We start from the raw sequence: 12,822 nt of genomic DNA on the forward strand, positions 1-12,822 counted from the left end.
CACTCTGTTTAACAACAAAAATACGAAAACAACGAGGAAATTCAGTATTTTTGCTCTTCCCTTGTACTCCGTAACGTGGAGGGCCGCTTTTATCTACTATTGGTTCGATAAAAGGCTCCGAGGTGCACTTCAGTTTCCTTTTTCATAAACCACTTTCAGCCAAGGTGGTTCTCTCTAATATGAAAATGAGAAACTTACTCTCCTCATCCTTGCTGTCGCTGTAATTAATTTCTTTTAATATATTACATTGCGGGCAAAATGTTAACTAATTTTGCCTGATAAATTTATGCAAGGTGCGCTGCCGTATGATCCAGGCGTTTCAGGATCTCTTCTTTTCCGAACAGGGAAATGGCCTGCGGAAGGTCCGGTCCGTGCGTTTGACCTGTGGTTGCTACGCGGATTGGCATAAAGAGATTTTTCCCTTTTTGCTTTGTTTCCTTTTGGGTTGCCTTGATCGCAGCCTTTACTTCTTCTGCAGAGAAATCGGTGATCGCTTCAACGTGCCCTTTGAAGGAAGCGACAACTTCAGGAACGGTTTCGCCTTTCAGCACTTCAAGTGCTTCTTCTTCATATTCAATCTGTTTCTTGAAGAACACGTCGGTCTGCTCAACGATTTCAGCGCCGTAGCTGAGTTTTTCTTGATAAAGAGCTACAAGCTTGGCTGCCCACTCACGGTCCTCTGCTGACATGTCCTCTTTTAAGCGTCCGGCTTCCACCAGATGCGGAATCGTAAGCTCAATGACCGTTTCCAGGTCTTGCTTTTTCATGTACTGGTTGTTTACCCAAAGCAGTTTCTGCTTGTCAAAAATAGCCGGAGCTTTGGAAAGGCGGGAAGCATCAAAAATTTCGATGAACTCATCCTTGGTAAAAATTTCTTCCTCTCCAACTGGAGACCAGCCAAGCAGTGCAATAAAGTTAAACAACGCTTCAGGAATATAGCCGAGCTGTTCATACTGTTCAATGAACTGAATGATCGACTCGTCACGCTTGCTGAGCTTTTTGCGATTTTCGTTAAAAATCAGTGTCATGTGGCCAAACACCGGTGGTTCCCAGCCGAATGCTTCATAAACCATCAGCTGTTTTGGTGTGTTGGAGATATGATCATCCCCGCGCAGTACATGCGAAATCTTCATCAAATGATCATCGATGGCCACCGCAAAGTTATACGTTGGGATGCCATCTTTTTTCACAATGACATAATCCCCGATCCCATTGGAATCGAATGAAACATCACCTTTTACCATATCGGAAAATGCATAGGTGTGGTCTGCCGGCACAGCAAAACGAATGCTCGGCTTTCGTCCTTCCGCTTCAAGCGCCTTGCGCTGATCCTCAGTAAGATGACGGCACTTTCCGGAATAATGCGGCGTTTCATTTCGTGCTACCTGCTCGTCGCGTGAAGCTTCAAGCTCCTCTTCTGTACAATAGCATGGATAAGCCAAACCGCGGTCAAGCAAATCCTGATAATGCTCTTTATAGATGTCCAGGCGCTCCATTTGAGTGTATGGACCGTACTCTCCACCGATATCAATGCTTTCATCCCAGTCCATGCCCAGCCATTTTAAATACGTTAACTGGCTTTCCACTCCGCCCTTGATATTTCGCTTTTGGTCTGTGTCTTCAATACGGATGATCAATTTACCGTTATGATGACGGGCAAACAAATAATTAAACAGCGCCGTTCTTGCATTCCCTATATGTAAATGTCCTGTTGGGCTTGGCGCATACCTTACCCTTACGTCGTTTGACATTTTACGTCCACCTCGTTCATTTTTATGCTTTGTTCATTGTACCACTTTCGTCTACTTTTTGGTAATAAGGATTACTGCGTTGGCAGCAATGCCCTCACTGCGGCCCGTAAAGCCCAGCTTCTCGGTTGTCGTCGCCTTTACATTGATCTGGTCAGTTTCTGCTCCAAAAATTCCGGCAATGACATTACGCATTTCCTCGATGTATGGCGCCATTTTTGGCTTTTGAGCAATGATGGTGCAATCCACATTGTTAAGTTCGTATCCCTTTTGCTTCACAATCTCCCATGACTCCTGAAGAAGTTTTTTGGAATCGGCATCTTTAAAGGCTTCATCTGTGTCCGGAAAATGCTGGCCGATGTCCCCTTCTCCAGCAGCACCGAGCAACGCGTCCGTAACGGCATGCAAAAGCACATCCGCATCAGAGTGGCCAAGCAGGCCTTTTTCAGAAGGAATCGTGATTCCCCCGATAATCAGTGGCCGCCCTTCCACCAGCTGGTGCACATCATAGCCTTGTCCCACTCGAATCATATGTTTCTCTCTCCCTTTGTTCCAAAATCGCATTGGCAAAAATAAGATCGTGTACGGTCGTTAATTTAATATTTAAATAATCTCCCTCAATGATGGAAACCGGGTACCCTGTCTGCTCCACCAGGCTGGCGTCATCGGTGCCGAGATAGCCCGATTCCGCCGCTATTTGGTGGGCCTGTAAAACGACAGGCAGACGAAAAGCTTGTGGTGTTTGGACAGCCCACAAGCTCGCACGGTCTATCGTTTCCGTCACGGTTTCGCCCTTTGCTTTTTTCACCGTATCTTTTAACGGAACCGCCAGAATAGCGGCTCCTGTTTCATTTGCTTTAACCACGAGTTTATGGATGCTGTCTTGCTGGACAAAAGGACGGGCACCATCATGAATCAACGCAAGATCCGTTTCCGCCACTGCCTTCAGTCCTTCAAATACACTGTGCTGACGCTCCGCTCCGCCACGAACAATCTTGGTGACCTTTTGAAAAGAAAAACGGTCCACCGCCTTATGAAATTGATGCTGCTCCGCCTCGTTCACGACGAGGATAATTTCACGGCACCATGGATCTTCCTCAAAGACGGACAGCGTATGGGCAATCAGCGGCTTTCCCTTCAGCTCGATCCATTGTTTGTTCTTGCCTGCATTCATCCTTTTCCCCTGTCCCGCTGCAGGGATTACCATGCTATACTCCAACAACCTTCTCCACCACTCTAGACTGCATACAGAGAAATCAGCTCTCCTGTAAGCTTGTAGTTATAATGCTTTTTCCAGCAGTTTCGGCTTCGCAAAAATCATACGTCCTGCAGATGTCTGCAACACACTGGTAACCAAGACATCAATCGTCTTGCCAATGTAATTTCTGCCTTCTTCGACTACGATCATCGTGCCGTCATCCAAATAGCCGACTCCCTGATTGTGTTCCTTGCCGTCCTTGATCACCTGCACGATTAATTCTTCACCCGGAAGAACGACAGGTTTTACCGCGTTGGCAAGATCATTTATGTTCAATACTAACACATTTTGAAGCTCACAAACCTTGTTCAGGTTAAAATCATTGGTTACAACGACACCAGACAGCAGCTGGGCAAGCTTCACCAATTTGCTGTCAACCTCGCTGACCTCTTCAAAGTCTCCTTCGTAAATTTCAACCTTGATCGAAAGCTCTTTTTGGATGCGGTTCAGGATATCCAGCCCCCGCCTTCCTCTGTTTCGTTTCAGGACATCAGAGGAATCAGCAATGTGCTGAAGCTCTTCCAGTACAAAACGGGGAATAATCAGCGGACCTTCCAAAAAGCCAGTCTGGCAAATATCGGCTACCCTGCCGTCAATAATGACACTGGTATCCAGAATTTTGTACTTCCCTTTCAGCTTTTCTTCTTCAGCATCCTTTTTTCGTTCTTTTCCGGCCCGGTTAATGGAAAAAAGGGCGATGAGTTCGTCCCGCTTTTTAAAGCCCACCTGAAATCCGAGATACCCGAGCAAAAGGGTAAGAAAGATAGGAAGAACAGAACTAAAGACCACGATATTGATGTTGTTAAGCGGAAGCTGCACAAAAAACGCTACTATAAGTCCAAATATAAGTCCGATTGTTCCAAAGAGTACATCCGTGACCGGTGCTTTAACGACGGTTTCTTCCACCCATCGAATCAGCCCAACGATGTAATCTGTTACCCAAAATGTAGATAAAAAGAATATAAGTGCCCCTAAGACCGCTCCCGCATAAGAAGACGTTAATTCGCTGGGCAAATCACCCAAATTCAATATACGGATAATGTCAGGGACATAGATAAAACCAAGCATGCCGCCAACAACAACAAAAAATAGCTGTACAAACCTTTTTAGCATGCATTTCACCTCCCTTAACCATTATTTACAGAAAGTCTGTTTTGAAACGTGTTCATGTGAGAATTTCCATAAAATTTTCGTCATTTAAATATGCCTGTCTACAAAAAGCTGCTCCTGAATCCGTTTCAGCCCTTCCTTAATTTTCTTGGCGCGAATTTCCCCGATGCCTTCCACTTCATCCAGTTCTTTGATGGAAGCCCGGAGAATGCTCGGAAGACTGTCGAACGTGCCGATCAAATTCTCTACAATCAGAGTTGGAAGTCTTGGAATCTTTGAAAGGATCCTGTAGCCGCGCGGATGAACCGTTTCCTCCTGCACATTAGCGGAAGGCGAATGCCCCAGCAGTTTAACAATGACATTCTCGTCAAACAGTTCATCACTCGACAGTTTCTTCAGCTGCCGCAGAATATGAGCCGGGTCGTGCTTTCTGTCTTTTACATAATCCTTGATCAGAAGAACAGCCTCATCTTCAATGTTTGCGACAAGTTCTTCCATCTGCATCCGTATTAATCTTCCCTCGACGCCTAACTCATTAACATATTTTATGATTTCATTCTTTATTCTTAGAACCATTTCAATACGATGAATGACCTGGGATACCTCCTGGAACGTCACCAGTTCTTCAAATTCCAGGGCGCCGAGGTTGGTAACACTCTGGTCAAACACAACTTTGTATTTTTCAAGCGTTTGGATCGCCTGATTGGCCTTCGTTAAAATAACACCAATATCTTTCAGCGAGTAGCGGATCACACCCTGATAGAGCGTGATGACATTTCGGCGCTGCGAGATGGAAATGACAAGGTTCCCTGTCTGGCGGGCCACCCGTTCAGCCGTTCGGTGCCGAATTCCCGTTTCCGTGGAAGGAATGGAGGTATCCGGTACAAGCTGTGTATTGGCGTACAGGATACGTGATGCATCCTCGCTCAGGATGATGGCTCCATCCATTTTGGCCAGCTCATAGAGAGATGCAGGAGAATATTTACAGTTGATAGAGAACCCTCCATCAACGAGCTGAGTGACTTTATCATTATAACCGACAACAATGAGGCCGCCGGTGTTGGCACGGAGCACATTGTCTATACCCTCTCTGAGGGGCGTTCCCGGCGCAACAAGCTGCAGCATGTTGCTGATGATTGCTTCTTTTAGAATATGATCCATACGTTATCCTCCCAAAGTATAGTGCAATGTCTCTTCGACAGTAGACACACCGATAACCTCAATTCCATTAGGGATCGTCCAGCCCCCAAGGTTTTTATCCGGAATGATGGCCCTCTCAAAGCCCAGCTTGGCTGCTTCATGGATCCGCTGGTCAATCCTCGATACCCGCCGGACCTCGCCTGTTAATCCCACCTCGCCAATGATCACATCAGTTGGGCGTGTGGGCGCATCCCGAAAGCTCGAAGCGATGCTTACAGCCACCGAAAGGTCAACAGCCGGCTCATCCAGCCTTACTCCTCCAGCAACATTCAGGTAAGCATCCTGGTTTTGAAGCAAAAGGCCGACCCTTTTTTCAAGAACCGCCATCAGAAGCGAAACACGGTTGTGGTCAATGCCGGTAGCCATCCTTCTTGGATTTCCAAAACTTGTAGGAGATACTAATGCCTGTATTTCTACAAGCATGGGCCTGGTTCCTTCTAATGAGGCAACAACAGTTGATCCCGCTACGCCTTTCGAACGTTCCTCCAGGAAAATTTCCGACGGATTGAGCACCTCAGCAAGGCCCAGCTCCTTCATTTCAAATACGCCGATTTCATTAGTTGAGCCGAAGCGGTTTTTAACCGCCCGTAAGATCCGGTACGTATGATGGCGCTCTCCTTCAAAGTAAAGCACAGCATCCACCATGTGCTCAAGCATCCTCGGGCCGGCGATGGCCCCTTCTTTTGTCACATGGCCCACGATAAAAATAGCAATGCCCTTCGTTTTGGCGATCCGCATAAAATGCGAAGTACATTCTCTCACCTGGGAAACACTGCCCGGAGCACTTGTCACTTCCGGCCGGTAAACCGTCTGAATGGAGTCAATGATCACAACCGACGGATTAATTTCGTTCACCGCTTTTTCAATCAGATCGAGGTCCGTCTCTGCCAAAACAAACAGCTCTTCGGCCGCTATATCCAGGCGGTCCGAACGAAGCTTCGTCTGCTTGACGGACTCCTCTCCTGAAATATACAGCACCTTTTGCCCGTGCTCTGCCAATTTAGCAGAGGTTTGCAAAAGAAGGGTAGACTTTCCGATACCGGGGTCACCGCCAACCAATACGAGTGAACCTGGTACAATGCCACCTCCGAGTACACGGTTCAGCTCTGCAGTATGCGTATTGATCCGCGGCTCCTGCTCGCTTTTTACAGAAACAATGGATTGGGGTTTTTGCTGTGTGCCGGATGAGGAAGAGGTGGATAACCCCCTGGTTGGGGTATCTTTCTTGATGACTTCTTCCACCATGGTGTTCCATTGGTGGCAGCCCGGGCATTTCCCCATCCATTTAGGTGATTCATAACCACATTCCTGGCACATAAAAACAGATTTGTTTTTGGCCATTACGTTCTCCTCTATGTTCAACTGTCGTCTGACAGTAGACAATTTCTTTCTTTTTATCTCTATGTCTTTATTTTAGCAAACATCATACCCCTCTTTCCATTGGGGGCATTTAGAATTCTGGCAAATCGCAAATATCATGGAAAAAAACCCGGAAGACATGTATGTCTCCCGGGTTCTGTCAAAACGATCCTGACGATTATGAAGAAGCTCCGACGGTCTCTACAACAAAGTCGTTATTGTCGACATCGATTTTGACCGTGTTGCCTTTGCTGATGTTTCCTCGTAACAGCTCTTCCGATAACCGGTCTTCGATTTTACGCTGTAATGCGCGGCGCAGTGGACGTGCTCCATAATCCGGATCATAACCTTCATCGGTAATCTTATCTAATGCAGCATCGGTAAGCTCAATTTCAATACCCTGATCTTTGAGACGGTTGATCAAGGATTCTGCCATCAGTGTAACGATCTGCTTGAGATGTGTTTTCTCAAGGGAATGGAACACAATGATCTCATCGATACGGTTCAAGAACTCTGGGCGGAATGCCTTTTTCAGCTCAGCCATCACTTTCGTTTTCATGTCGTTGTATTGTTGATCTTCTGTATGAACAGTGAATCCGAGTGAGCTGTTGCGTTTGAGCGTGCTTGCACCGACATTGGACGTCATGATGACGACCGTGTTTCGGAAGTCCACGGTACGCCCTTTTGAGTCGGTTAAGCGGCCATCTTCAAGCACTTGCAGCAAAATGTTAAATACTTCAGGATGCGCTTTTTCAATCTCATCCAGCAGGATAACAGAGTAAGGCTTGCGGCGAACTTTTTCAGTCAGCTGTCCGCCTTCTTCGTGTCCAACGTATCCTGGAGGTGAACCGACCAATCGGGAAGTCGTGTGTTTTTCCATATACTCGGACATGTCAATGCGAATAATTGCATCTTCGTCACCAAAGAGGGATTCAGCCACGGCACGGGCCAATTCCGTCTTACCAACCCCAGTCGGTCCCAGGAAAATGAAGGAACCGATCGGACGCTTCGGATCTTTTAGTCCGGCGCGTGCACGGCGGATGGCTTTTGAAATCGATTGGACGGCTTCGTGCTGACCAATTACCCGGTTATGAAGGATTTCCTCCAATTTCAAGAGGCGCTCGGTCTCTTCTTCAGCCAGTTTGGAAACCGGTACTCCCGTCCAGCTGGACACCACTTGAGCGATGTCTTCCGGAGTCACTTCGGTGTTTTCCTGACCCTGCTTTTCTTTCCATACGTTCTTGGTTTTCTCCAGTTCTTCACGCAGACGCTGCTCTGTATCCCGGAGTGACGCTGCTTTTTCGAACTCCTGGCTTTGAACCGCGGCGTCTTTTTCCTTGCGCACTTCTTCAAGCTTAAGTTCAAGCTCTTTCAGATTTGGCGGCGCGGTATAGGAACGAAGTCTCACTTTGGATGCGGCCTCGTCAATGAGATCGATCGCTTTATCAGGAAGGAAGCGGTCGGAAATGTAACGGTCGGACAAGGTGACCGCTGCTTCAATCGCATCATCCGTAATGGTCACACGGTGGTGGGCTTCATAACGGTCGCGCAGACCCTGAAGAATCTGTGTGCTCTCTTCTTTCGTCGGTTCGTTCACCGTAATCGGTTGGAATCGGCGTTCAAGCGCTGCATCCTTCTCAATGTATTTACGGTACTCGTCAAGCGTGGTAGCACCGATACATTGGAGTTCACCGCGTGCAAGCGCAGGTTTTAAGATATTGGAGGCATCAATTGCGCCTTCTGCCCCGCCTGCCCCGATCAAGGTATGAAGTTCATCAATGAAAAGAATGATATTTCCGGCCTGGCGGATTTCATCCATCACCTTCTTCAGACGGTCTTCAAATTCGCCGCGGTATTTTGTTCCCGCAACCACTGTTCCCATATCCAATGTCATTACCCTTTTATCACGAAGGGTTTCAGGTACTTCATTGTTGATGATTTGCTGGGCAAGGCCTTCGGCGATCGCTGTTTTACCTACACCGGGCTCACCGATCAGAACCGGGTTGTTTTTTGTTCTGCGGCTCAACACCTCAATGACTCTCTGGATTTCCTTAGATCGGCCGATGACCGGATCCAGGCTGCCATCCTTGGCGATTGCGGTCAAGTCTCTCGCAAGACTGTCCAGAGTCGGTGTATTGGCATTGGTGGAAGCCCCTCTGTGGTTGGAGGATGCTTCATTGCTTCCAAGGAGCTGAAGCACCTGCTGGCGGGCCTTGTTCAGGCTGACGCCCAAATTGTTAAGTACACGGGCTGCTACTCCTTCTCCCTCACGAATCAGACCCAAAAGAATATGTTCTGTTCCCACATAAGAATGTCCGAGCTTTCTCGCTTCATCCATTGACAGTTCAATCACCTTTTTTGCCCTTGGAGTGTAATGGATGGTTTGCACGGATTCCTGACCGCGTCCAATCAGTGTTTCCACTTCTTTTTGGATCTTCTCAGGACCGAGTCCGAGGACATGGAGCGCTTTAGCAGCAATTCCTTCTCCTTCGCGGATTAAGCCAAGCAGAATGTGCTCCGTTCCAACATTATTGTGGCCAAGACGGATGGCTTCTTCCTGTGCCAGCGCAAGTACTTTTTGAGCTCGTTCTGTAAATCGACCAAACATCATAATCATTCACACTCCCATTCGGATTTTAAGCTTCTTCAAGTTCAACTCTTTCCCGGATCAGCGCGGCCCGAAGGATATCACGCTCATCCGGATTTAACATTTCATTGGCATACTGCTGTAAAAAGCCCGGTTGTGTAAGTATCATTAACTCATTTAATATCGATCGGGAAATCCCCTGGATCACTCCCAGATCTATTCCCAGCCTTACATCGGATAGGCATTGCGCCGCTTCCTTCGACTGGATGATCCGGCTGTTGGCCAAGACGCCATATGACCTGAAGATTCGGTCTTCCAGTTGAATTTTCAATCCCTGCTGGAGATTGTTTCGCGCGGCCCTTTCCTGCTGGATCAATTGGAGGACAACGCCACGCAAATCTTCAACGATATCTTCTTCCGATTTCCCAAGCGTAATTTGATTGGAAATTTGGAACACATTTCCCTGAGCTTCTGTTCCCTCTCCATATATTCCTCTCACCACCAGCCCCAGCTGGTTGATGGCCGGAATAATGCGGCTTATTTGTTTGGTAATAACCAAAGCCGGAAGATGCATCATAACAGAAGCTCTAAGCCCAGTTCCAACATTGGTCGGACAGCTTGTTAGGTAGCCTCTTTCTTCGTCGAACGCATAATCCACTTTTTCTTCAAGCCAGTCATCCAGTTCTCCGGCAAGCTTTAACGCTTCTTTCAGCTGGAAGCCTGCAAACAGGCACTGAATTCGCAAATGATCTTCTTCGTTGATCATAATGCTTACCGATTCATCCTCATTCAGCATGACCGCTCCATATTTGGATTGTTCGGCAAGATGAGGGCTGATAAGGTGCTTTTCTACCAATACCCTTTTTGCCAGGGGTTTTAGCTGATCCAGTGAAAGAATTTCAAATTCGCCCCAATTTCCGAACCCCTGGTCCCCATTCGCTTCGTGTAATTTACGAATCACGGTTTCAGATTCTTCTTTGGAAGCAAAATCCGGGAAATTATAATTTTCCAGGTTTCGGGCGAGCCGGATCCTGCTGCTTAGCACAATATCAGAATCAGGTCCTTCTTCCTTCATCCAGGGACTGATGGCTTCACTTATAAAATGTTCAAGTGACACGCTCTATTCCCCCTTTTCCTGATGCTTTTGCTTCTCTAAAAGCCGGATCTTATCACGGGTTTCAGCAGCTTTTTCGAATTCCTCACTCAGGATATACTGTTGCATCGATTTCTTTAAATTCTCCAATTCCCGTTTTTCCTGAAGTCCGCTGCCAATCCGCTTTGGAATTTTCCCCTCATGCTTTGTATTTCCTCCGTGCACCCGCTTTAAAATTGGATCAAGCTTGGAGTCAAATACTTCATAGCAATGGCTGCATCCAAAACGGCCAATTTTGGCAAACTGTTGATATGTCATGCCGCATTTCGGGCACACCAGAACTGATTGCTGAGAAAGTCCCGGAGAAGCTGTTCCCGATATCGCCGGATCTCCGTAAAGAAGTCCGGAAAGCAGCTGATGAATAGAGAATGTATTCGACCCTGGAAGGAATTCTCCTTTTTCTTTTGCACAATGCTCACAAATATGAAATTCTGTTTTCTGTCCGTTTACAATCTTTGTAAAGTGCAAAGTGGCAGGCCGTTCATGGCAATCCTGGCAAAACATTTTATTCTCCTCCCCTATTAATAAATGTGATACAACGTTATCTGGTTCTAAATTTTAGCGTCCGAATCATGCCTTTTAATAATTCGGCTCTCAATTGATCACGCTCAGGAAGGTCTAACACTTGAAGAACAGTGCGGTCAATGACACTCAGCATAATTCTCGCCTCGCGTTCCGATATGATCTGTTCATCCAGCAGCCGCAGCACCACATTTTCGGCATTCCCCTGTGAAATGCGGTCATTGATCAAAAGCAGCAGCTGGTCAATCAGGTGGACGTAATTTTCTGTTTTGACCTTAATAATGCGGATATATCCCCCGCCCCCCCGTTTGCTTTCCACAACAAATCCTTTTTCTACGGTGAATCGTGTATTAATAACATAGTTGATCTGGGAAGGGACACACTGGAATTTTTCAGCAATATCCGTCCGTTTGATTTCAATAAATTTATCATTCGAACCTGCAAGGACCTGCTTCAAATATTCTTCAATAATGTCTGAGATATTTCTCAACCTGCTACCCTCCCCTCTGACTTTGACTATCTTTGACTATATGTATATATTATAGTCCGTTTCCCAGGTTTTATGCAACTAATGAATACTTTCTGACTCATAGGGGAACAAGGTATTTCTCTCACAGTATTACCCGATATTTTTCCTGTTAATCGTTCCTTTTTGAAGGATTAAAAAAAGAAGCCCCTCAAAAATACCGCCGGGACTTCTACTGAAACAACCTATTGCTTGGAAAAGATTTTTTTGCCTGGTCCATCGCCATCTATTGCCTATCGCCGAATAATCAAGCCACGGCTGATCGGGAATCACATAAACATGTTTGTTTTTTACTGCTTTTAACCCTTTCCAGATCGCAGAGTTTTCCATCTGCTTAAAGGCGGTTTTGATTGATCGGTTTTTGATTGATCGTCCTGATTCACTACGACAAAAATTGCATCTGCCTAAAAACAGGCAGCACCTCCTGGGAGATTACTTGATATGGCTGGCATCCACTTTTTTAACCCCATTTGCAGGAGTAAGCCCTAAATCATCAAATAAAAAGGGGCCCATGGGACGAGCGGTGCCAAATACACGCAGCTCTTTGGCGGTTACACGAATCGCCATTGCCCTGCTGTTTTTTCCAAGTTCTTGTTTGATTAAGCCTTTTACTTCTTTTGTTTCCTTCTCGTAATCTTCGACAAATTCATTAGCCTGTTTTTCACGATTAACAAGTTTCCCTATTTTTTTCAAATGGTCTCTCCATGTCCCTTCATCAAGGTTAAAAACATGAACAGGCGCAATTTTTTTTGAATTTGTCAAGTTCTTTTCCACCATATTCTTCGTCCATATAAACAGCGGAGCGCTTTAAAGCAAGCAGGGCTTTCATATCAGGATTAGCTGCAGGCCCAAGTTTTTTGTATTTTTCAACTCGTCTTTCACGTGAGGAAGAAAATCCTTTAAACTGTAAGTCTAAGCGGAGACATCCCCCCGGGGGACATCGAACCAAGCGCAATAAATAACATGCTCAGAACCGCCCCAAGAAACGAAAAGAGCATCAGGAGCGAATACGGTAGATGAGGGAAAAAGGCAAAACAGAGTGCGACGACCAGCATGGAGCCTCCGTTTATTCCTAAAATACCTGCATCCGCCAAAGGGTTCCGGGCAATCCCCTGCATACGTGTTCCTGCTACCGCAAATGCAGCTCCTACAATCGCAGCCCCAATCACCCGCGGAAGCCGCAGCTCACGAATGATCTGTTGCGAAGTAATCGCAGGATCGTAATGAATTTTTGGGACCAGTCAGGAGCTTTTTGGGGCAAGATTTTGTTTTTTTGAAAAGAAAAAGGACTAATTGAGGGGTTTTTTGTGCGGGCAAAGCTGGAACTCAGGAGGGTTCGAGGATTTGAGGCTCTGCTGA

At 46.5% G+C, this 12,822-nt stretch carries 10 protein-coding genes, 2 pseudogenes and 1 other annotated feature (1 of these 13 running past the window's edge); all 12 genes and pseudogenes read right to left on the reverse strand.

The window, feature by feature from the left end; all coding sequences use genetic code 11:
- Positions 1-219: a binding site (T-box leader), on the reverse strand; it reaches 25 nt to the left of the window's first position.
- 65 nt (positions 220-284) lie between these two features.
- Positions 285-1,751 (reverse strand): glutamate--tRNA ligase, encoded by a 1,467-nt coding sequence (gene gltX, locus DMO16_RS15695; protein ID WP_061975632.1) that lies wholly within the window; start codon positions 1,749-1,751, stop codon positions 285-287.
- Positions 1,752-1,802: 51 nt separating this feature from the next.
- On the reverse strand, positions 1,803-2,279 hold the full coding sequence (gene ispF, locus DMO16_RS15700; RefSeq protein WP_129478539.1) for a 2-C-methyl-D-erythritol 2,4-cyclodiphosphate synthase: 477 nt from the start codon (positions 2,277-2,279) through the stop codon (positions 1,803-1,805).
- Complete coding sequence (gene ispD, locus DMO16_RS15705; RefSeq protein ID WP_129478541.1) at positions 2,254-2,967, reverse strand: 2-C-methyl-D-erythritol 4-phosphate cytidylyltransferase; 714 nt, start codon at positions 2,965-2,967, stop codon at positions 2,254-2,256. Before ispD ends, ispF begins: the two co-directional genes overlap by 26 nt.
- 60 nt (positions 2,968-3,027) lie before the next feature.
- Positions 3,028-4,119, reverse strand: a complete 1,092-nt coding sequence (locus DMO16_RS15710; RefSeq protein WP_061975626.1) for a PIN/TRAM domain-containing protein — start codon at positions 4,117-4,119, stop codon at positions 3,028-3,030.
- An 84-nt stretch (positions 4,120-4,203) separates the two neighbouring features.
- On the reverse strand, positions 4,204-5,277 hold the full coding sequence (gene disA / locus DMO16_RS15715) for a DNA integrity scanning diadenylate cyclase DisA (protein WP_061975624.1): 1,074 nt from the start codon (positions 5,275-5,277) through the stop codon (positions 4,204-4,206).
- A 3-nt stretch (positions 5,278-5,280) separates the two neighbouring features.
- Positions 5,281-6,657, reverse strand: a complete 1,377-nt coding sequence (radA, locus tag DMO16_RS15720) for a DNA repair protein RadA (protein WP_061975621.1) — start codon at positions 6,655-6,657, stop codon at positions 5,281-5,283.
- Between the two features lie 196 nt (positions 6,658-6,853).
- Positions 6,854-9,286 carry an ATP-dependent protease ATP-binding subunit ClpC gene (clpC, locus tag DMO16_RS15725; RefSeq protein ID WP_061975767.1) on the reverse strand — a complete coding sequence of 811 codons (2,433 nt, stop codon included), beginning with the start codon at positions 9,284-9,286 and terminating at the stop codon, positions 6,854-6,856.
- A 25-nt stretch (positions 9,287-9,311) separates the two neighbouring features.
- Positions 9,312-10,379 carry a protein arginine kinase gene (locus DMO16_RS15730; RefSeq protein WP_129478543.1) on the reverse strand — a complete coding sequence of 356 codons (1,068 nt, stop codon included), beginning with the start codon at positions 10,377-10,379 and terminating at the stop codon, positions 9,312-9,314.
- A gap of 3 nt (positions 10,380-10,382) precedes the next feature.
- Positions 10,383-10,919 carry a UvrB/UvrC motif-containing protein gene (locus DMO16_RS15735; protein ID WP_061975617.1) on the reverse strand — a complete coding sequence of 179 codons (537 nt, stop codon included), beginning with the start codon at positions 10,917-10,919 and terminating at the stop codon, positions 10,383-10,385.
- Between the two features lie 37 nt (positions 10,920-10,956).
- Positions 10,957-11,427 carry a CtsR family transcriptional regulator gene (locus DMO16_RS15740; RefSeq protein ID WP_061975615.1) on the reverse strand — a complete coding sequence of 157 codons (471 nt, stop codon included), beginning with the start codon at positions 11,425-11,427 and terminating at the stop codon, positions 10,957-10,959.
- Positions 11,428-11,635: 208 nt separating this feature from the next.
- Positions 11,636-12,366 (reverse strand): annotated as a pseudogene (locus tag DMO16_RS15745) (ABC transporter substrate-binding protein); the annotation flags it as partial.
- Positions 12,366-12,686, reverse strand: a pseudogene (locus DMO16_RS15750) (iron chelate uptake ABC transporter family permease subunit); the annotation flags it as partial. The pseudogenes DMO16_RS15750 and DMO16_RS15745, both read right to left, overlap by 1 nt.
- Positions 12,687-12,822: the final 136 nt, after the last annotated feature.

The sequence above is a fragment of the Fictibacillus sp. S7 genome (assembly GCF_004127935.1).
GTDB classification, from domain to species: domain Bacteria; phylum Bacillota; class Bacilli; order Bacillales; family Fictibacillaceae; genus Fictibacillus_C; species Fictibacillus_C enclensis.

Coding starts and splice junctions, on each gene's coding strand:
- gltX (WP_061975632.1), bottom strand. CDS start 1,751: ATGTCAAACGACGTAAGGGTAAGGTATGCGCCAAGCCCAACAGGACAT.
- ispF (WP_129478539.1), bottom strand. CDS start 2,279: ATGATTCGAGTGGGACAAGGCTATGATGTGCACCAGCTGGTGGAAGGG.
- DMO16_RS15710 (WP_061975626.1), bottom strand. CDS start 4,119: ATGCTAAAAAGGTTTGTACAGCTATTTTTTGTTGTTGTTGGCGGCATG.
- disA (WP_061975624.1), bottom strand. CDS start 5,277: ATGGATCATATTCTAAAAGAAGCAATCATCAGCAACATGCTGCAGCTT.
- radA (WP_061975621.1), bottom strand. CDS start 6,657: ATGGCCAAAAACAAATCTGTTTTTATGTGCCAGGAATGTGGTTATGAA.
- clpC (WP_061975767.1), bottom strand. CDS start 9,286: ATGATGTTTGGTCGATTTACAGAACGAGCTCAAAAAGTACTTGCGCTG.
- DMO16_RS15735 (WP_061975617.1), bottom strand. CDS start 10,919: ATGTTTTGCCAGGATTGCCATGAACGGCCTGCCACTTTGCACTTTACA.